Origin of the sequence: Mesorhizobium loti (assembly GCA_014189435.1) — a bacterium.
GTDB lineage: Bacteria > Pseudomonadota > Alphaproteobacteria > Rhizobiales > Rhizobiaceae > Mesorhizobium > Mesorhizobium loti_G.
In genome coordinates this window covers 4,361,551-4,379,661 of record CP050293.1, presented here as the reverse complement: position 1 = coordinate 4,379,661, position 18,111 = coordinate 4,361,551, and the positions used below count along the sequence as shown (strand labels likewise).

Annotated in this window: 18 protein-coding genes; 8 read left to right on the top strand and 10 right to left on the bottom strand. The window is 62.0% G+C overall.

The features are described 5' to 3' along the window. Positions 1–165 precede the first annotated feature (165 nt). From HB777_21330 to HB777_21320, 3 genes are all read left to right on the top strand, one after another. The gene (locus tag HB777_21330) at positions 166–1,113 is read left to right on the top strand and encodes a sugar ABC transporter substrate-binding protein (GenBank protein ID QND68854.1); all 948 of its coding nucleotides are present in this window, start codon (positions 166–168) and stop codon (positions 1,111–1,113) included. A gap of 218 nt (positions 1,114–1,331) precedes the next feature. Next, positions 1,332–2,318, top strand: coding sequence for an ABC transporter permease (locus HB777_21325; GenBank protein ID QND66204.1), 987 nt, complete (start codon positions 1,332–1,334; stop codon positions 2,316–2,318). Further along, positions 2,318–3,100: a sugar ABC transporter ATP-binding protein gene (locus HB777_21320; protein QND66203.1), complete on the top strand. Its 783-nt coding sequence runs from the start codon at positions 2,318–2,320 to the stop codon at positions 3,098–3,100. The genes HB777_21325 and HB777_21320 overlap by 1 nt, the downstream gene beginning before the upstream one ends. Before the next feature lie 71 nt (positions 3,101–3,171). On the opposite strand, the gene HB777_21315 is transcribed toward HB777_21320, so the two are convergent. The 6 genes from HB777_21315 to HB777_21290 all read right to left on the bottom strand — a co-directional run bounded on the left by HB777_21315 (position 3,172) and on the right by HB777_21290 (position 9,309). Continuing rightward, positions 3,172–3,900, bottom strand: coding sequence for an SDR family oxidoreductase (locus tag HB777_21315; protein QND66202.1), 729 nt, complete (start codon positions 3,898–3,900; stop codon positions 3,172–3,174). Between the two features lie 33 nt (positions 3,901–3,933). Then, positions 3,934–5,040, bottom strand: coding sequence for a sn-glycerol-3-phosphate ABC transporter ATP-binding protein UgpC (gene ugpC / locus HB777_21310; GenBank protein QND66201.1), 1,107 nt, complete (start codon positions 5,038–5,040; stop codon positions 3,934–3,936). A gap of 4 nt (positions 5,041–5,044) precedes the next feature. After that, a complete protein-coding gene (locus HB777_21305) occupies positions 5,045–5,878 on the bottom strand; it encodes a carbohydrate ABC transporter permease (GenBank protein ID QND66200.1) in 834 nt (277 codons plus the stop codon). Further along, positions 5,878–6,816 (bottom strand): sugar ABC transporter permease, encoded by a 939-nt coding sequence (locus HB777_21300; protein QND66199.1) that lies wholly within the window; start codon positions 6,814–6,816, stop codon positions 5,878–5,880. The genes HB777_21305 and HB777_21300 overlap by 1 nt, the downstream gene beginning before the upstream one ends. A gap of 64 nt (positions 6,817–6,880) precedes the next feature. Then, the gene (locus HB777_21295; GenBank protein QND66198.1) at positions 6,881–8,167 is read right to left on the bottom strand and encodes an extracellular solute-binding protein; all 1,287 of its coding nucleotides are present in this window, start codon (positions 8,165–8,167) and stop codon (positions 6,881–6,883) included. A gap of 125 nt (positions 8,168–8,292) precedes the next feature. Then, complete coding sequence (locus HB777_21290) at positions 8,293–9,309, bottom strand: hypothetical protein (GenBank protein ID QND66197.1); 1,017 nt, start codon at positions 9,307–9,309, stop codon at positions 8,293–8,295. Between the two features lie 407 nt (positions 9,310–9,716). Between HB777_21290 and HB777_21285 the strand changes: the two genes are divergently transcribed. The 4 genes from HB777_21285 (at position 9,717) to fghA (ending at position 13,674) form a co-directional block, all read left to right on the top strand. Continuing rightward, positions 9,717–10,979: a 6-phosphofructokinase gene (locus HB777_21285; GenBank protein ID QND66196.1), complete on the top strand. Its 1,263-nt coding sequence runs from the start codon at positions 9,717–9,719 to the stop codon at positions 10,977–10,979. A 12-nt stretch (positions 10,980–10,991) separates the two neighbouring features. Beyond that, on the top strand, positions 10,992–11,765 hold the full coding sequence (locus HB777_21280; protein QND66195.1) for an SDR family oxidoreductase: 774 nt from the start codon (positions 10,992–10,994) through the stop codon (positions 11,763–11,765). A 49-nt stretch (positions 11,766–11,814) separates the two neighbouring features. Beyond that, positions 11,815–12,648 (top strand): DeoR/GlpR transcriptional regulator, encoded by an 834-nt coding sequence (locus HB777_21275; GenBank protein QND66194.1) that lies wholly within the window; start codon positions 11,815–11,817, stop codon positions 12,646–12,648. Between the two features lie 162 nt (positions 12,649–12,810). Further along, positions 12,811–13,674 carry an S-formylglutathione hydrolase gene (gene fghA, locus HB777_21270; GenBank protein QND66193.1) on the top strand — a complete coding sequence of 288 codons (864 nt, stop codon included), beginning with the start codon at positions 12,811–12,813 and terminating at the stop codon, positions 13,672–13,674. Between the two features lie 62 nt (positions 13,675–13,736). Here the strand turns inward: fghA and HB777_21265 are convergent, their stop codons facing one another. Genes HB777_21265 through HB777_21250 form a run of 4 tightly spaced genes read right to left on the bottom strand, consistent with a single transcriptional unit; the run spans position 13,737 to position 15,877 of the window. Continuing rightward, positions 13,737–13,910 (bottom strand): hypothetical protein, encoded by a 174-nt coding sequence (locus HB777_21265; protein ID QND66192.1) that lies wholly within the window; start codon positions 13,908–13,910, stop codon positions 13,737–13,739. 32 nt (positions 13,911–13,942) lie between these two features. After that, a complete protein-coding gene (locus HB777_21260) occupies positions 13,943–15,070 on the bottom strand; it encodes a WD40 repeat domain-containing protein (GenBank protein ID QND66191.1) in 1,128 nt (375 codons plus the stop codon). A 13-nt stretch (positions 15,071–15,083) separates the two neighbouring features. Next, positions 15,084–15,407, bottom strand: coding sequence for a hypothetical protein (locus HB777_21255; protein QND66190.1), 324 nt, complete (start codon positions 15,405–15,407; stop codon positions 15,084–15,086). After that, positions 15,404–15,877, bottom strand: a complete 474-nt coding sequence (locus HB777_21250) for a hypothetical protein (protein QND66189.1) — start codon at positions 15,875–15,877, stop codon at positions 15,404–15,406. The genes HB777_21255 and HB777_21250 overlap by 4 nt, the downstream gene beginning before the upstream one ends. A 564-nt stretch (positions 15,878–16,441) precedes the next feature. Between HB777_21250 and HB777_21245 the strand changes: the two genes are divergently transcribed. After that, positions 16,442–18,109 carry a methane monooxygenase gene (locus HB777_21245; GenBank protein ID QND66188.1) on the top strand — a complete coding sequence of 556 codons (1,668 nt, stop codon included), beginning with the start codon at positions 16,442–16,444 and terminating at the stop codon, positions 18,107–18,109. Positions 18,110–18,111: the final 2 nt, after the last annotated feature.

Genomic DNA, 18,111 nt, shown 5'->3' with positions numbered 1-18,111 from the left:
TACATAATCGTAGATATAATGTTTGACTATATGCAAAACGTATGCGTAACTCGGCGAGCCTTTGAGGAGAAAGGTTCAACAACTTGGGAGGAGTTCATGTCCACTTTGCCTATGTCGACCGGCACCAAATCCGGAACCATCGTGAAATCAGCCGTTGCGGGCCTTGTGTTCTTCGGGACCGCTTTTGCAGTGACCGGCCATGCCTCGGCTGAGGAAGTCATTGTCGGCCTCGTCACCAAGACGGAGGTCAACCCGTTCTTTGTGAAAATGCGTCAGGCTGCCGAAGCGGAGGCCAAGGCCAAGGGCGTCAAGTTGATCGCCCGTGCCGGCAAGTTCGACGGCGACAATGAAGGCCAGGTCACAGCGATCGAGGATCTGATCAGCGCCGGCGCCAAAGGCATACTGGTGACGCCGAACAACTCGACCGGCATGCTGGGTATCATCAAGAAGGCGCGCGATGCAGGGGTCCTCGTGATCGCGCTCGATACGGCGACCGATCCCGCCGATGCGGTCGACGCCACCTTTGCCACGGACAATTTCGAGGCCGGCGTGCAGCAGGGCGCCTATGCCCGCAAGGCGCTCGGTGACAAGAAGCCGGTGCTGGCGATGCTCGATGGAACGCCTGGCGGTACGGTCGATACGTTCCGGCACAATGGATATCTGAAGGGCTTCGGACTTGCCGAAGGCGATCCGGCCATTGCCGGCTCGGCCATCACCAATGGCGCGCAGGACAAGGGCCAGGTCGGCATGGAAAACCTGCTCTCCAAGAACAGCGAGATCAATGCGGTCTACACCATCAACGAACCAGCCGCCGCCGGCGGCTACGCGGCATTGAAATCTTTCGGCAAGGAAGCCGATGTCATGCTGACCTCGATCGACGGCGGTTGCGCCGGCGTTCGCGACGTCAAGGCCGGCAAGATCGCCGCGACGGTCATGCAGTTCCCCTACAAGATGGCGGCGATGGGTGTCGACGCGGTCGTCGACTATGCGGCCAGCGGCAAGAAGCCGAGCGGGTTCGTCAATACGGGTTCGTTCCTGATCACCGACAAGCCGGTTGAAGGGATCGACTCCAAGGACACCGAATGGGGCCTCAAGAACTGCTGGGGCGACTGATTAACTCTTTGTTTTGACGCAATTCCAAAGGGAAAGCGCTGATGCGCTTTTCCCGGGAAAACCGTTTCACGCTTTTCCTGGAATTGCTCTAGATCCTCCCGGCGGGACCATGCCGGACAGGCCGTCGGCAAGACGGTATATCTGTATCGGCATGGTCCCGTTCGTTTTCGGCCCGACCCTTGAGGCTGGGAACGCGGCGACTGTTCCAGAGGGCACTTATGAATTCGCCATCGGCACTCTCTTTCGGCAGGACGTCCAGCATTGCCAAGAAGGTCATCGGCACGCCATCGGTGGGCCCATTGCTGGTACTGCTCGTTTTCGGCGTGATCTTTTCGCTAACCAATCCGCGTTTTCTCGCCACGCAAAACCTCTCGATCATTCTCCAGCAGACGGTGATCATCGGCACCTTGGCCATTGGCCAGACCTTGATCATCCTGACGGCCGGTATCGATCTCGCGGTGGGGGCGATATGCGTTCTGGGCACCATCCTTGCCGGGAAACTGGCCAACAGCGGCTATGATCCGATCGCGGCAATGGCCCTGGCCGTTCTGGCCTGCTCGGCGGCCGGTGTCGCGGCTGGAAGCCTGATCAGCGGCCTGCGCCTGCCGCCCTTCATCGTCACCCTCGGTATATTGGGCATAATCACCGCCGCGCTCAGGCTGATTTCGGCGGGCGGGGCATTTTCGGTCACCGACGAATTTCTCGGCTGGACGGGAAACACCATCCGCCTGAACGGTTTCATCGTGACCTATGGCGTCATCATCATGCTCCTCCTCTATGGAATGGTCTGGTTCCTTCTCAACCAGACCCAATGGGGACGGCATGTCTACGCGGTTGGCAACAATCCGGAAGCTGCCCGGCTTGTCGGCATACCGGTAGGCCGGCTTCTCCTCTCGGTCTACGTCCTTGCCGCGTTCATCTATGGGATCGCGGCCTGGCTGGCGCTCGGCCGAATCCCCAATGCCGACCCCAACGCCTTGCAGACCGCCAATCTCGATTCCATCACCGCCGTCGTCATCGGCGGCACCAGCCTGTTCGGTGGCCGGGGCGGATTGATCGGCACACTGATAGGCGCGCTGATCGTCGGCGTCCTGCGCAACGGGCTGACGCTCGCCGGTATTGATCCACTCTGGCAGGATCTGATCACAGGCATTCTGGTGATCGTGGCGGTCGCGCTCGATCAGCTGACCAGGGGGAGGCGGTGATGGCGCCTGTTATCCTCGAAGCGCGCAATTTGGTTAAACGTTACGGGCACGTCACTGCCCTCGATGGTGTCGATTTCGAACTGCGCTCCGGCGAAATCCTGGCGGTGGTCGGCGACAACGGTGCTGGAAAGAGTTCGCTGATCAAAGCGCTGACCGGCGCGCTCATCCCTGACAGTGGCGACATCCTGCTGGACGGCCAACCCGTCCATTTCAAGGGTCCGTTGGACGCCCGCAAGCTGGGCATCGAGACGGTCTACCAGGATCTCGCCGTCGCCGCGGCGCTTGATATCGCCAGCAATCTGTTTCTGGGCCGGGAACGCCGCCGCCCCGGCTTCCTCGGCAATGTCCTGCGCATGCTCGACAAGAAGGGTATGCGCGCGGAGGCGGAGCGCAGCATGGCGGAGCTGAAATTCCACCTGCCGTCGATCGGCAGCGCGGTCGAATCGCTGTCAGGCGGACAGCGTCAGGGCGTCGCGGTCGCCAGAGCGGCATTGTTCGCCAAGAAGCTCGCGATCATGGATGAGCCGACGGCAGCGCTCGGCGTGCGGGAAACGGGCCAGGTTCTCGACCTGATCCGGGCCATCCGGCAGCGCGGGCTGCCGGTGGTCCTGATCAGCCACAACATGCCGAACGTCTTCGAAATCGCCGACCGCATCCACATCATGCGCCTGGGCAAACGTGCGGCCGTGGTCAGTCCGAAAACCCACACCATGGCCGACGTCGTCGCCATCATGACCGGCGCGGCGAAGTTCGAAGAACCGGCAGGACTTCAAGCCGGTTAGCAGGTCGTCCGGACTTCAATACCGGCGCGAGGAAATGGGCCGCTACAAGCAGCGGCCCCCGGCCACAGGCCTCATCGGCAGGTGTAGCCACCGTCGATAGGAAGGTGAATGCCTGTTATCATCGAGGCGGCGTCGCTGAGCAGGAACACGATCGGCCCGGCGACTTCATCCTCCGTCGCCCAGCGGCCGAGCGGCATCTGTTTCAGGAATGGTTCGGCGACATGCGGCTGGCTCCAATGGCCCGATGAGATCGGCGTCATGACCACGGTCGGGTTCACGCTGTTGACGCGGATATTGTACTTGCCGAGCTCCAGCGCCGAACAGCGCGTGATGTTTTCGAGTGCCGCCTTGGAGGAGCCATAGGAAATGTGGCCGTCGAGCGCGACGAGTGCTGCCTGGCTGGAGACGTTGACGATCGCGCCGCCCTTGCCGATCGCCACCATCTGCCGCGTCGCGTATTTGGTGACCAGCAGCGCGCCGCGCGCATTGATGGTGATCACCTTATCGAAGATGGCGATGTCGGTGTCCATCGGCGTCGCGATCTCGCCGCCGAAACCGCCGCAATTGACGACGCCCCAGAGGTCGAGGCCTTCGAGCGCGTCGCGGATCTCGTCTTCCGAGGCGAGGTCGAAGGTCACGGTACGGCAGCCCGTCTCCCTGGCGATCGCATCGAGCGCCTCTTGCGAGCGCCCGGCTGCGATCACATTGGCGTTGGCCCGCACCAGATGCCGCACAGTGGTGCCGCCAATGCCGCCGCTGCCGCCCGTCACCAGAATATTTCGTCCGTGAAAATCCGTCATGGTTCCCTCTTCGTGGTGTTCTTCAAGTTGCTGTCAGGCGGGCTCGGTGGCTGCCGCCGCATCGAAAATTCGTTGGCCGACCTTGTCGAAGAGATGGCAGGCGCGGGGCGGCAAGGAGATCGCGATGCGATCCCCCGCGCGCGCCATGCGGCCGCCGCTGTCGCGGATGACTAGGCTCTCCTCGCCTTCGCGAACATGAATGAAGGTGTCGCTGCCCAACAGTTCGACCACGCTCGCCTTGACGATGAAAGCATCGGCCTGCCCCTCGGCGGACAGCACGATGTGTTCAGGCCGAATGCCGACTGTCACTTCGGCGCCCGCCCGCGGTGCCTTCGAAACCTGCATCGTCAGCGAAAGCCCGAGCTCCAGGCTGACCGTCACCTGGTTGCCTTCAACTTTATCGACACAGCCTTTCAGGAAATTCATCGCCGGCGAACCGATGAAACCAGCAACGAACAGGTTGTCTGGCCGATGATAGAGGTCGAGCGGTGTGCCGACCTGTTCGATGCGCCCGCCATTCATGACCACGATGCGGTCGGCGAGCGTCATCGCCTCCACCTGGTCATGCGTGACGTAGACCATGGTGGACGCCAGTTCGGCCTTCAGCCGCGCGATCTCCAGGCGCATGCCGACACGCAGCGCCGCATCCAGATTGGAAAGGGGCTCGTCGAGCAGGAAAAGCTTAGGCTTGCGCGTCATGGCCCGGCCGATCGCGACGCGCTGGCGCTGCCCGCCGGAAAGCTCTCGCGGCTTACGCTTCAGGTAAGAGCCGAGCCGCAGTTTTTCGGCAGCGCGGCTGACACGTTCGAGGATCTCGGCGGCAGGCGTCCGTGCGATTTTCAGGCCGAAGCCGATGTTGCGGTCGACATTCATATGCGGATAGAGCGCGTAGGACTGGAACACCATGGCCACGCCGCGTTCCGGCGGCTCGGCGCCGCTCATGTCCATGCCGTCGACCAGGATCCGGCCGGAGCTGATGGGTTCCAGACCGGCGATGATCCGCAGCAGTGTGGACTTGCCGCAGCCCGACGGCCCAACCAGCACGCAGAACTCGCCGTCCTCGATTGTCAGCGACAGTTCCGGAATGACCGTGGTGTTGCCGTAGGCCTTGGTGACTTTGTCGATCGAAAGCGTCGCCATGGATCTAACCTTTTACGGCACCGGCGAGCAGGCCACGCACGAAGGCGCGCTGCACCAGCACATAGAGAAGGATGAGGGGAAGCGCGATCAGCGTCAGGATTGCGAAGAGGGCACCGGGGTTGGCCATGTAGAGGCCGGAATACTGCATCGGCACGATGGTGAGTGTCTTCATCTCGCTTTTGGTGAGGACGATGAGAGCGAGGAAGAACTCGTTCCACGTCACGATGAATTGCCAGATCGTGACGAAAACCAGGGCCGGCCGCACCAGCGGCAAGGCCACGTGCCAATAAGTCTGCCAGGCATTGCAGCCATCCACCCGCGCCGCTTCGAAGAGTTCGTGCGGGGCATCTTCCATGAAGGATTTCAGGATGACCATGGCAAACGGCACGCCGAGCGCCGCATAGGGCAGGATGAGGCCGATATAGGTGTTCACCCAGCCGAAGTTCTGCAGCAGGATGGCGAGCGGCAGGACCATGGAAGCGAGCGGAACCATCAAGGTCGTCAGCAGCGTCGTGTACAGGAAGATCGAGCCCTTCAGCCTCAGGATCGCGCAGGCGAAGGCAAAGAGCGAGGAGACTGCGACCACGATCGCCACGGTGGCGACGGTGATGATCAGGCTGTTCAGGAAGATGGCGCCCAGCGGATTGTCGCGGATCACGGTGACGAAGTTGTCGAAGGTCACCGGCCAGGTGAACAGCTCCGCGTCGAAGGCCTGCGCCGGCGTGCGCAGCCCGATCGACAGCATGTAGATCTGCGGGACCATCCAGAAGCCGAGCACGATGAAGAGAACCGCATGGATGACCATGCTGCGGATTCGGGTGCGGGCGAGCGGCGTCATCACGGGCTCTGCCTCCCTGCGGGCGACAAGCGGGCACCCAGCGCCGCGATCTGGATCAGCGAGAGGGCGAGTGCGATGACCAGCACGATGACGGAGAGCGCGGCGCCGCTGCCAGTGTCGCCCAGCACGAAGCTCTGCTTGAAGATGAACGTGCCGAAGACCTCGCTGGCCCGGTTCGGACCGCCGCCGGTCATCAGGTGGACGATGGGAAAGGTCTGCAACGTGCCGATGACACCCAAGAGCAGCAGGGATTTCGTTGCAGGTGCCAGCATTGGCACGATGACGTGCACGGCCAGCCGCCAGCCCTTCGCGCCGTCGATGCGGGCGGCATCGAGCACCTCGCTGGGCAGGTTGGCGATGCCGGCGATGTACATGAGCATCGAAAAGCCGGTCCACTGCCAGATGTTGACGATGATCAGCGCGTAGATCGCGGTCTTCGGGTCGCCGATCGGCGACGTCACCATGACGATGCCGACATCCTTCAGATACTCCTGGGCAATGCCGTAATAGGGCGCATAGATTTGCACCCACACCAGGCTGATGACTGAAACCGAAGTCACCACCGGCAGGAAGAACATGGTGCGAAAGAAGCCGCGAAGGGCATGCGTATGCCGCTCGATGAAATAGGCAAGCAGTCCGCCGATCAGCATCTGCACCGGTATGGTGATGACGCCCCACAGGAACATGTTGCGCACCACGGTCCAGAAGGTCGGGTCGCCGAGAACCGTCATGTAGTTGGCAAGCCCGGCAAAGACCGCTCCGCCAGTTGTGCCGACATAAAGGCTCTGCCCGGCAACCCAGAGGATCGGATAGGCGATGAAGACGACGAACAGAAGCGTCGCCGGAAGCACGAAAAGATAGAGCTTCGAAGCTCTGGATGCCGATCGCCGTTTGACCGCCGCGACGGCGGACCCGGCTCGCATGGCTTCTGTGCTCATGATGCTCGCCACTTCAGGCTGAAAGGGACCGGGCGCGCTTCGGCGCCCGGTCGTTCGTCTCAGGTTACTTTGCAGCAAGTGCCTTGTCGGTCGCCGCCTGAACGGTGGCGAGCGCTGCTTCCGGCTCGATGCTGCCGGCTGCGACACCGGCAAGCGCATTGTCGAGCGCCTCTGCGACTGCCGGCGAGGCAAAGCGCTGGTTTTCCGCCTTGGGCAGATCAGCCATGAAGCGGGCCGAAATCTCCTTCACATGATCGGTGATGTCGCCCTTCGGCGAATTGCCCTCGAAGGCGGGAAGGTCGTTGAGGTCGTTCAACGCCTCCTGCAAGCCGACGCCGTTGGTGAGTTCGGCAAGGAAGGTCCAGGCTTCGGGGTTCTTGCCACCGTTCTTGGTCAGGCCGTAGCCGATGTCGATGCCGCCGACGGGCGGGCTGGCGGAATTGCCGTCCTTGACGGGCGGCATGTAGAAGAAATCGAAGCCGTCCATGTTCTGGACATACTCCGAAAGCGGCGGCGGGAACTTGCTTTCCTGCATCCACCAGGAACCGAGCGCCATCATGCCGACCTTGCCTTGGGCAAAGAGCTGAGCGCCGGTCGGATAGGCATGCGCGCCGAGCGCTCCTTGCTGGAAGATGCCGTCGTCGAAAAGACCCTTCCAGGCTTTCATGGCCGCGACGAGTTCCGGCGCTGTCCAGGGCGTTTCGCCGGCCTGGGCCTTGTCGACGATGCCTGCCGAGAACTGGTTGGCGAGCATGAGGAAGACGTTCTCGTTCTGCCAGCCATCGGCCGCGCCCTGGAACATCGGGATGTAGCCGCCGTCGGTCAGGGCCTTGGCCGCCGCCTTCAGATCGGCATAGGTCTTGGGAGCCGAAAGATTGAGCTTTTCGAAGATCTTGCGGTTGTACCAGATGCACAGAACCTGGGACTCCTGCGGAATGATGTAATAGTTCTCGTCGCCCTTCGGATTGCCCATCAGCATCTGCTTGCGATTGACGGGGAATACTTTTTCGGCCCACTTGTCGCCCCACTGCTTGGTGGCGCGTTCGTTCACCGCTTCGAGATTTTCGCGATACTGCTGGGTGAGCGAACCCGGCTGCAGGCCGATCACGTCAGGCAGGCTCCCGGACGCCGCCGCCGCCTTCAGGGCGGTGATGTATTCGGGCGAGTAGTTGTAGTACGTGTACTTGACTTTGACGTCCGGATGGACCTTCTCGAAGGCGGCGATCGACTTGTCCATCGTGCTCTGGATGAACCAGGACCAGACCGTCACCTCTTTCTGTTCGGCATTCGCCGAAGCAGCAGAAAGAGCGGCGCCGAGGATCGTCGTCGCAAGAAACAGCAGCTTCCTCATTTTATTCCTCCCTTTTTCTCCCACGTAATGCGCGTCGCGAGCCTCCTACCCGCGGGCGCAGTGACCCGTTGGAGGGTCACGTCCAAATGGAGCGGCGGTTCACGCGCCGCTCATCAGTTCCGGTGTCAGGCGGCCTTGGCGGCCGCGACCGTCAACACGTCTTCCGTGATCACCCGATCGTCAGCGAGCGAACGGTTCGGCGTCAGCCCAAGCTTCTGCAAGTCACCATGATAGGCGCGCACCGCTTCCTCCGGGCCGACCGTGCCGTCGGCAACCGCCCGCATCAAAACGATAAGGTGAAGTGGCGCCTCGGCGAGGTTGATCTTGCGGCCGAACAGCGCCAGACGAGCGCCATAGCGTTCCGACTGGGCGACGAGCTCGAACGTGTCGCGCGTGGTGCCGGCACCGCCGCCAAGCACGCCGACGATCAGCTCGGAGTCGAAACTGGCGAGTTCCTCCAGCGCTTTCGGCCCGTTATAGGGCGTCTTCAGGAAAAGCGGACGTTCGGCCTGCGGCACGCTCGCCAGCGACTTGATGATGTGGTCGTTGACGAATTCGCCGATCTGCTCGCGGTTGAGCCCGATGTCGACGCTCGGATTGAAGACCTCGTAGAAATATTTGAAGTTGGTCCGGGCCGCCTCGGCGCGGAAGGCGGCAAATTCATTCAGCGTGCGGATGTCGAGTTCGACATCGTTGCTGAAGGAAACCGAATAGAGGGCAAGGTCCGTACCGCGTTTCGGATAGCTGGCAATGGCGCGCGAGAGATTGGTGTCGCGGAAGGGCACTGACGGCTGCTGCGTATAGGTGCCGTGGCGCACGGCGCCCCAGCACATTGTTTCCAGATTGCCGCGGATCGCAGGCTTCATCTCGCTGCCGAAGAAGGCGCCGCGCTCGTCGAGAAGATCAAGGTTGGACTGCGACACCAGCATGAGGTCGACGATGTCCTGTTTGATGATCTCCTCGATCTGGGCGATGAATTCCTGGCGGCTGCGGCGGCGCGGCGGCTTGACCGAATAGTCGAAGCCCGTGGCGGTCACGCCGGCGCCGACGTCGCTGTCCTTGGCATCGGCAATGACGAAATCGGTCGGTTTGTAGCGGCCTGCGCGGATGTTCGCCAGCTTCCTGTCGAGTCTCGTGAGCATAGGTGTTCCTCGGTAGAAATGTTGTAAGGCCCTGCTGTCGGCGCTCTTCCTTGGCCGCTCCAGGCTCGGCATCATATGCGGATATTTCTCATAATCTGTCAATAGCTATCTAAATCTTTCTAATTTTGCGCCAACGCAGATCATTTTCCGGCGTTTCGCTGCGGGTACGCCCTGCTCGCCGAAGCGGTAGTTTGTATTATATTATTGTTTATAAACAGAAAAGTTTCTTCTGCCCGACATATGGAGCAATTTGAGCATTTGCAGCAAAAATTTCTTGCTGCGCTGCGCAAAAGCAGGGCTCGCAATGGTATATCCGGGCAATTCAGGCGCGAAGCGGCAAAAATCGCATTGACGATTTGGAAGATAATGATAGCAATTGGCAGCGTCGGGTGAGGAGGATCGCGGCCTTGAGTGATGGTTTCGCCACGTCGTGCGCAGAAAGCTATTCCGCCCTGATCGATCCACGGTCCGGTCCGCTCGGCAGGGACGCCCTTTCGTCGGCGGGCCTTTTCTTGTGCGGCATCAGCGCATGCGTCGATGCGCGGGTCGAGATGCACGACATCCAGCCGCTTCTGGACGCGCCGGCCGATACGCCGGCGGCGCAACTTGCCAATCTCCTTCTGTCCCGTGCGGCGCGCGGGGTGGGCGGCGAGGTACGGTTCGACTGGCCGGAAGGCCCGGCATGGCTGCGCGAGCGGCTGCGGCCGCGCTATGCCCTGGGCGGAACCGGGCCTCAGGCGGCCTGGGTGCTCGGACAACTTGGCGTTCGCTCTGTGGTCGCCCTCGAGGATCGCCACGCGGCAATGCTGCGGCAGATACCGGCAGGCGTTCTGCTGGCGGAAAGGGGGGCGCTCAAGACGTCGGATGCGGTATCGACCGCTGGTCCGCACATCCCCGAAATCTTCATCTTCGAATTCACGGCCGGCCGCGCGATCGGCGCTGTCGTGCCGCCTCGTTCCTCACGGGTCATCATTCGCTTCTGCGACCGCGGCATTCAGCGCGACAAGGACTTCGAAGCCATGTCGCGCCGGTTGGCGGCGTCGGCCGCCGCGGGGCTCCTTTCCGGACTGAACGACGAGGCGGTGGAGAATGTCGGCGCGGCCAGCCGCCACGTCTTCGCGCTCAGCCGCGACTGGAAGGCAGCCGGGCTCCGGACGATCCATTTCGAGCTGGCGGGCTATGCGACGCAGCAGGCAGTCGAGGAGCTCCTTTCACACACCCACGGCGCAATCACCTCGCTTGGAATGAGCCATTCCGAACTGCTTGCCATGAACCCGTCTGCTCATCATCCCATGGAGGCTCTTGTAGCGCTGGGCGAGCGGTTCGATCTCGAGCGAGTCTGCGTGCATGCCGATACCTGGGCCGCCGCTGTGACCCTGAACGATCCGAAGGAAGAGGAACGTGCGCTGATGGCAGGCTGCGCAATAGCCAGCGCCAGGGCGGCGAATGGAGAACCGGCACGAACCATCGCGATCGCGCCGACGGCCGAGTTCCATCCGCTTCCCTTCGAAACGCCGGTCCGCAAGGGACGCTGGACCTTCGTTGCCTGTGCTTCTCCCTATGTGGAGAAGCCTGCGACGACGCTCGGCCTGGGCGACAGCTTCACCGCCGGCTGCCTGCTCATCCTCGGACGCAACCGCCACGCCGATGCCACCCTCCAACACGCCTGAAGGACAATCCTCATGTTTCTCGAACGGTTCCGCCTTGATGGCAAGACTGCCTTTATCACCGGCGGTGGCCGCGGCATTGGCCTGTCGACGGCCGAAGCACTCGCCGAGGCCGGCGCACGGGTCATCATATCGGACATGGATCCGCAGGTGCTGGAGACAGGGCGCGACGAGCTGAAGCGCAAGGGCCACGATGTCGAGGCGGTGCAGCTCGACGTAACCGATTCCAGGGCGGTTGCCGCAGCTGCGCGATCCGCCAACGAACGTCACGGCGCGGTCGATATCCTGATCGCCAATGCCGGGATCGCCTGGCCCGACACCGGCGGGGAGGAGATGAGCGACGAGGTATGGCTGAAGGTGGTCGACGTCGACCTGAACGGCGCCTATTGGTCCTGCCGGGAGTTCGCAAGACCCATGCTCGAACGTGGCCGTGGCTCGATCGTCACGCTCGGTTCCATGTCCGGACTGGTCTCAAACAAGCCGCAACGTCAGGTGCACTACAATTCGGCCAAGGCAGCGGTCCACCACATGACACGTTCCCTTGCCGGAGAATGGGCCGAACGCGGCGTCAGGGTAAACTGCGTCGCGCCGACCTATGTCGATACCGTCATGTCGCGCGGCGGCTTCACCGACGACAGACTGATGCCGGTATGGATGGATATGACGCCGATGAAGCGCGTCGCGCGCGCCGACGAGATTGCTGCCCCCATCCTCTTCCTCGCCTCGGATGCAGCGAGCGCTATGACCGGTGCGGTGGTGGTTGTGGATTGCGGTTACACCATTTGGTAGAGATTGACTGATTTGGCCTGAAATCTGTCGGCCATCGAGCAGGTGAAGCATGGAGTCTCCGAGCAAACGCGTCGATATCGTTCCTGCCAAACGGCAGGCGCTGATCCTGGAGCACCTGCGCGTCAGCGGCGCGGCCAGCATCCAGGAGCTCGCCGACACGATAGGTGGGTCGCAATCGACGGTAAGGCGCGATCTCGAACATCTGGTGGAAAAAGGGTACCTCGAGCGCACCCATGGCGGGGCGCACCTGCTGCAGCCGATGCGCGCCACCTTCGAACGCGAGATGACCGTCAATGCGGAGCTGCAGCATGCCGAAAAGGTTGCGATCGGCCGCGAGGCCGCGCAGCGGCTGAGCGCTCGCGATAGCGTTATCTTCGACAGTTCCTCCACCGTCATGGAGGTGGTGCGCGCCGCCGCCGAGCGGGATTTGCCGTTGACCGTGGTGACGAACAGTCTCCAGATCGCCGATTTCGCGGCCGACATCAAATCCTGGCGCATCATCCTGCCCGGCGGCACCGTCCGTCCTGGCTACCGGCACCTTGCCGGCGAGCCGGGCGAGAGCTTCATCAAGACGCTCCATGCCGATCTCTGCATGACCGGTGCTTCGGCTGTGACGGGCACGCTGCTGACGGAAACGTCGTTGGAGGTGGCGTCGCTCAAGCGCGCCATGATCTCGTCTGCCCGCAAGACGATCCTGCTCGTCGACAGCTCGAAGTTCACCGCGCCTGGTTTCTGCACGCTTTCGGATATTTCCGAGATCGACGAGGTGATCACCGACGAGGGTATCTCCCAGGACGCACTTTCGTCCTTGCACTCCGCCGAGCGGAAAGTGACGGTGGTCAGCGTCAGCGCTTTGCCGGCTTCAGGGCGTCCCAAATTGTGATGGCCAGACGCCGGGACGCTCAGTCAATTCGAGTGCGTCCGACGCCGGCAGAGTGAGCCTTGGCTGTCGCGCCGCCGATAGGTTCACCGGGGTTGCCGCGATCCCAACCGATGCCGTAGACACCACCCGTGGTTGGCGTTTGAAATTGGCGGAGAGAAGCACATGTCAGAACAGATGAAGGTCATCTCCGCTGCCAAGTCGCATGGCGGCGTGCAGGGCGTCTATTCCCATGCTTCGGAGGCCTGCGCCTGCGACATGAATTTTGCCGTTTTCGTGCCGCCGCAGGCCCGTGAAATGCCTTGCCCGGTTGTGTGGTACCTCTCCGGCCTCACTTGCACCCATGCGAATGTGATGGACAAGGGCGAGTACAGGCGGATGGCCGCGGAGCTTGGCTTGATCGTCGTCTGTTCCGACACCAGTCCCCGCGGCACCGATATTCCTGACGAGAAGGACAATTGGCAGTTTGGCAGTGGCGCCGGCTTCTACGTCGATGCGACTCAGGAGCCTTACGCGAAGAACTATCGCATGTATTCCTACATCACCGAGGAGCTGCCCGCCCTGATCGCGCAGGAGTTTCCGGCCGACATGAGACGTCAGTCAATCTTTGGCCATTCGATGGGTGGGCACGGTGCGCTGACGATTGCCCTGAAGAATCCGGGACGCTTCAAAAGCTGTTCGGCGTTTGCGCCGATTGTGCAGCCAGCCACCGCCGGCTGGTCGAGGCCGGCCTTCGAAAAATATCTCGGCAAGGACGAGGCCTCGTGGCGCAGCTACGACGCCACCTCGCTCGTCGAGGATGGACACCGTTTTCCCGAATTTTTCATCGATCAAGGCACCTCGGACGGATTTCTCAACGATGGGCTGAGGCCCTGGCTTCTCGATGCGGCCTGCGCCAAGGCCCGCATTCCGCTGACACTGCGAATGCAGGACGGCTACGACCACTCGTATTTCTTCATTTCGACATTCATGGACGACCATCTGAGATGGCACGCCAAAAGATTGTCTGATGCAACAGCCGGCGCATAGCCTGGTCGCGCGTCACGCTGTTCATTTCGTCCCGTCGCCCGAGGACGGACAATCGCGTTGGTTCAGTTCGTCTTCAACTGGCCGACGCGGTTTTCGGCGATCCAGCGGGCGGCGAGCACCAGCGCGCCCATGCTGAAATCCTTGCCGTGCCTGGCCACCATCTCTTCCGACAGCTTGGCTAGCCGCTCGAAAAATTCGTCCTTGCTCTCGTCCTCTGCGGTGAGTTCGGTCTGCATTCTATCCTCCTGTTTGACGTGGACTGCGTCCGTTATTTGAACATCTGCGCTGGAAAGGTGACGATCGCGGCGGTGCCGTCGACGGCGCCCACCGCCAGGTGCCGTCCGTCGCCGGACCAGGCAAGCGCGGTGACCGCGCTGCCCAAAGGCCTGACGAGGAGTTCGTCGCGGGCGCCGATCTGGGCGATGGTGATCCGCCCGTTGGCGTAGCCGGCCGCAACGAGTTTCTTCTCAGGGTGCGCCGCCACCGTTTCGACCAGCACCAGCCCGGCACGACCCGTCTCCAGCGCGCCGGAGGTTTCGCCGCCAACCGGCGGCGCGGTCATCGACCAGCCGGCGATCCGGAAGGCGCCCGAGGCAAACAGCGCATTGGCCGGCCGGCTCCAGTACACGGTCCGCACAGGCGACGGAAATCCCGTGACGATGTCGGCGCGGCCATCGGCCATGCCGACCAGGGCAAGGCCTCCTGTTTCCAGCCCGCAGGCCAGCCATGTGCCGTCGCCGCTCCAGCGGATCGACACCGGGCGCGCTGGAAAAGAGACATCGCGTATCAATGCGGCGTCGCCTTCGACGGACCAGATCGACAGTCCCTCATCCAGGCCGCAGGCGAGGCGACGCCCGCCAGGTGAGAAAGCAAGGGCGTCCATGGACGATGTCACGGCATGTTTCAGTTGCACTGCGCCGCCTTGGCCGCGCGACAGGAAGACATCATGCCCATTGCTGATGGCTGTCATGTCCGTCCTGGCGCTGTGGTCGATGGCGGCGATCGGTCCGTCGATCCTGACCAAGGGGGCCGCTGCTTCACCGTCGGCGGCCAGATGCAGCACATCGCCGCTGGCCGCGCCGACCAGAAAGCCGGAATGCGCATAGGCAGCGATCGGGACATCGCCATCTCCGAATGCCGCCGTGGCGATCAGCGGGACGGGTGGCTTTTCCCTTGGGCGGATCGTCGTCTGCCCGAGATCGTTGCTCACCCTGATCCGCGTTTCCGGCGGCTCGTGATCGGCGACCGCGGCAATGGCGATGGTTCCATCCACGCAGGTGAAGGCAACAGCCGAACCGTCGGCGCTGAAGCGCAGATCGGCGATTGCCGACGGGCGACGCCAACTCCGCGCCAGAAGGTCGAACAAGGTCAGGTTCTGCATCGTCTGCTGGTTCATGCCGTCTCTCCCGTCAATCCTCGTTCGCCGTTGCGGCCAGCTGGCGATCAACGTCCTCGACATCGCCTTCCGCCGCGACGATGCGGTCCTCGCACGCCGCGCATGCCTGCATGACCGCCGCCGCGCTCTGCTCTGCCTCATGCAAGTCCCGCACCAGTTGCTCGCTGGCGCCGTTTCTGCCGATCTCCAGCTCGAGGCGCAGCACATCCATCTCGATGCCGGCGCGTTTCTGATTGAGCCGCAGCGCCTCGGCGGTAAGCGCGGAGACATTGGCGACCAGATCGAGCCGGCGGGCGAGCAGCGCGTCACGCCTGGCGATATCGGATACTCCTGTCATTTTTTGCTCCCCAAAGCCCCGGGTGGTTTTTCGAAGGCCGACAGCAATTTTGGCAACGTGCCGGCCTGTGACTGGAACTGTTTTTCGGCCGTCTCGATGTGGCTCTTGAGCTGATCCCAGATGTCGACGCGGATCATCGACGTCGTGTCGCCGGTGAGGCGCTCGATCTCGTCGACGCGGAACTGGCGCGTCAGCGAAACGCCGGAAAACACGAAGTCCCGCAACAGGATCGCGTGGTTTTCGATGAACAGATGGATCATCGGATGCGTTTCCGTGGTGACGCCGCCGGCGGCAAGCTCGGCCCGGATGAAGTCCTGGAAGTGGCTTTGCAGGCGATGTTGGCTCTCGCCCATGAAGCGCATGACAAAGACCAGATCGCGGGGCATCAGCCTGACAAGATCGCCGGTGACACCGTCGGCCTGGCTGGACATTGGCTCGGGCGGTCCCCGACTGTCTCTATCGCTCGGCATTGTCTCTCTCCAGCGGGAGGCCCGCCCATGGGCGCCGCCTTCAAATAGTAGAGAAAGACGTAGAATTGAATAGATGATATTTGTTTTCGTATTTGCTGCGCGTGCTAACTAAATATATTGCAGTTGCGAATAGACGATAAATATTACAGGCGTACGTTACGAATGTAAAAGAACGTTACAGTTGGCCGTATGCTCATGTGTTGCAAGAGCGGCGGTTTTGTTTTGAGCCCCAGCCGTGGGCGCTATTTTCAAATTGGCACGACGCTTGCTTTGTACATTCCTACAAGAAGCCCATCGCGCTTTTGACGCGGTGCCAAAAGAACGAAGGAACGGAGGAAGCAGAGACCGCTTCGATACGCCCATCGCACATGCGGTTGGCGCCGCGGGTCTCTGCCAAAACACCTCGAAACCTTTGCCGCGATCCACTTGAACGGCCGGACCATGAGTCGCGCCTCGATGCGCAACCCTTTGTCGTGCCGCTCGCACTCTCACTGGCGGTGCTGTGTGCCGCTTCATGCCGGGGTCAAGGGACCTGCGGCTCAAACCTGGTGGAGGCTTATGACCATGACGTCTCTGACGCTCAACAAGATTACCTCGCAACGCGGAATCTCCGTCGGCGAGGCAACCAAGAAGATTGCCGATCTCGGCTGGAATCCTTCCTACGTCCAGGAAGCGATGACGTTTCCGACCGACTACAAGATCAACAAGACGCCGCGCGACCCGATGAAGCAGGTTCTGCGGTCGTATTTCCCGATGCAGGAAGAAAAGGACAACCGCGTCTACGGTGCGCTCGATGCGGCGCTGCGCGGCGACATGTTCCGCAACGTCGAGCCGCGTTGGGTCGAGTGGATGAAGCTCTTCCTGGCCATCATCCCTTTCCCGGAAATCTCGGCTGCCCGCTCGATGGCGATGGTCGCCCGCATCGCGCCTGGTGAGGAACTCAGAACCGGCTTCACGATGCAGATGATCGACGAGTTTCGTCACTCGACGATCCAGATGAATTTGAAGAAATGGTACATGGAGAACTACATCGATCCGGCCGGCTTCGACATCACCGAGGAAGCCTTCGGAAAATGCTACGCCACGACCATCGGCCGGCAGTTCGCTGAGGGCTTCATCACCGGCGACACGATGACCGCCGCCTGCATGTACCTGACCGTGGTTGCCGAGACCGCCTTCACAAACACGCTGTTTGTCGCCATGCCTTCGGAGGCCGCCCGCAACGGCGACTACGCGCTGCCGACGGTGTTCCTGTCGGTGCAGTCCGACGAGAGCCGGCATATCGGCAATGGCCACTCGCTGCTGATGGCGGCGCTCAAGGAGCCGGAAAACCACCTCTTGCTCGAGCGCGACCTGCGCTACGCCTTCTGGCAGAACCACGCCATCGTCGATGCCGCCATCGGCACCTTCATCGAATACGGCACCACCAACCGCGACAAGAACAAGGAGTCCTACGCGGAAATGTGGCACCGCTGGATCTATGAGGATTACTATCGCACCTACATGCTGCCGCTCGAGAAATACGGCATCAAGGTCCATCACGACGACGTCCAGGCGGCCTGGGAACGCATCACGAAGAAGAATTATGTCCACAAGGTCGGGCAGTTCTTCGCGGTCGGCTGGCCGGTCAATTTCTGGCGCATCGAAGCCCAGACCGACAAGGACTTCGAGTGGTTCGAGCACAAATATCCGGGCTGGTACGCCGAGTTCGGCGACTTCTGGAAATGGTACGCCAAGCTCAGCCACAAGGGCGAGAAGGTGCTGCTGTTCAACAGCGACGTCGGCTACGTCTACCCGCACCGCTGCTGGTCCTGCCTCGTTCCTTGCCTGATCCGCGAGGACATGGTGGTCGGCGAGATCGACGGCCAGCTCCATACCTTCGCCCACGAACTCGACAAGTGGACCGCAACGGTCGCCTTCGCCGACGAGTATCAGGGCCGGCCGACGCCCGCGATGGGCCGCTTCAGCGGCAAGCGCGAGTGGGAGACGCTCTATGACGGCTGGGATCTGGCCGATGCGATCAAGGACCTGAACTTCGTCCGTTCCGACGGCAAGACGCTGGTTCCGCAGCCGCATCTGCGCTTCGACGACAAGGAGATGTGGACGCTCGACGACGTGCGCGGCAACACGCTCGGATCGCCGCTCAATGCGCTGCGTGCCATGTCGCCCGCCGACCGCGAGAAGCACCTGGCCGAGTACGCCAAGGGCTTCACCATCAACCCCTGCAACTGATC

What these genes read in the sequence shown, in the direction of transcription:
- ugpC (QND66201.1), bottom strand. Translation starts at nt 5,040, where the DNA reads ATGGCGACGCTTTCGATCGACAAAGTCACCAAGGCCTACGGCAACACC.
- HB777_21305 (QND66200.1), bottom strand. Translation starts at nt 5,878, where the DNA reads ATGACGCCGCTCGCCCGCACCCGAATCCGCAGCATGGTCATCCATGCG.
- HB777_21255 (QND66190.1), bottom strand. Translation starts at nt 15,407, where the DNA reads ATGACAGGAGTATCCGATATCGCCAGGCGTGACGCGCTGCTCGCCCGC.
- HB777_21315 (QND66202.1), bottom strand. Translation starts at nt 3,900, where the DNA reads ATGACGGATTTTCACGGACGAAATATTCTGGTGACGGGCGGCAGCGGC.
- HB777_21280 (QND66195.1), top strand. Translation starts at nt 10,992, where the DNA reads ATGTTTCTCGAACGGTTCCGCCTTGATGGCAAGACTGCCTTTATCACC.
- HB777_21290 (QND66197.1), bottom strand. Translation starts at nt 9,309, where the DNA reads ATGCTCACGAGACTCGACAGGAAGCTGGCGAACATCCGCGCAGGCCGC.
- HB777_21260 (QND66191.1), bottom strand. Translation starts at nt 15,070, where the DNA reads ATGAACCAGCAGACGATGCAGAACCTGACCTTGTTCGACCTTCTGGCG.
- HB777_21245 (QND66188.1), top strand. Translation starts at nt 16,442, where the DNA reads ATGACGTCTCTGACGCTCAACAAGATTACCTCGCAACGCGGAATCTCC.
- HB777_21275 (QND66194.1), top strand. Translation starts at nt 11,815, where the DNA reads ATGGAGTCTCCGAGCAAACGCGTCGATATCGTTCCTGCCAAACGGCAG.
- HB777_21325 (QND66204.1), top strand. Translation starts at nt 1,332, where the DNA reads ATGAATTCGCCATCGGCACTCTCTTTCGGCAGGACGTCCAGCATTGCC.
- HB777_21250 (QND66189.1), bottom strand. Translation starts at nt 15,877, where the DNA reads ATGCCGAGCGATAGAGACAGTCGGGGACCGCCCGAGCCAATGTCCAGC.
- HB777_21265 (QND66192.1), bottom strand. Translation starts at nt 13,910, where the DNA reads ATGCAGACCGAACTCACCGCAGAGGACGAGAGCAAGGACGAATTTTTC.
- HB777_21295 (QND66198.1), bottom strand. Translation starts at nt 8,167, where the DNA reads ATGAGGAAGCTGCTGTTTCTTGCGACGACGATCCTCGGCGCCGCTCTT.
- fghA (QND66193.1), top strand. Translation starts at nt 12,811, where the DNA reads ATGTCAGAACAGATGAAGGTCATCTCCGCTGCCAAGTCGCATGGCGGC.
- HB777_21320 (QND66203.1), top strand. Translation starts at nt 2,318, where the DNA reads ATGGCGCCTGTTATCCTCGAAGCGCGCAATTTGGTTAAACGTTACGGG.
- HB777_21300 (QND66199.1), bottom strand. Translation starts at nt 6,816, where the DNA reads ATGAGCACAGAAGCCATGCGAGCCGGGTCCGCCGTCGCGGCGGTCAAA.